The 504-nt window shown below is 63.3% G+C and carries 1 protein-coding gene; it reads left to right on the forward strand.

What is annotated here, in order from left to right; translation table 11 throughout:
- The first annotated feature begins 203 nt into the window (after positions 1-203).
- Positions 204-458, forward strand: a complete 255-nt coding sequence (locus ABD774_RS21640; RefSeq protein ID WP_345045872.1) for a helix-turn-helix domain-containing protein — start codon at positions 204-206, stop codon at positions 456-458.
- Positions 459-504 lie beyond the last annotated feature (46 nt).

Below are 504 nucleotides of genomic sequence, written 5' to 3' on the forward strand. Positions count from 1 at the left end.
GCCGGCGGTTGCGGTGGCGCCTCTACGACCTCAGGCTGCGGAAGCCACGGGTTGCTGGTCATCGATCCCCCCAGGATTCGGACCAATGGTGACCTAGACCACCGACATGGTGTGAGATGTGCCCGTATGTCGATCAAGCCGAGGACTGCTGCTCTTATGCCCACCCTATCGCATCGTACGAATCTTTACGCTATTGTACGAACATGTACCGGTGGCAAGAGGTGAGCCGCCTCGACGACCTCTTTGAGGGCCTGCCAGAACATCTGAGCGTCGAGGAACTCGCTGGCGTGCTTGGGGTGACCAAGCAGACCGCGTACGGGTGGCTGCAGAAGGGCTACATCCCCGCCTACAAGGTGGGGCCGGCCTGGATGATCGTGCGCGATGAGGTCAAGGACCATCTCGCCGCGCACCGCAACCGCCCGCTGACGCCGCAGTCACCGCCGCACGAGACGGACTGACGACACCAACCGGGGGGACGGGATGTCGGCACGAACGGTCAGGCTG

Source organism: Georgenia daeguensis (assembly GCF_039537705.1).
Classification (GTDB): domain Bacteria; phylum Actinomycetota; class Actinomycetes; order Actinomycetales; family Actinomycetaceae; genus Georgenia; species Georgenia daeguensis.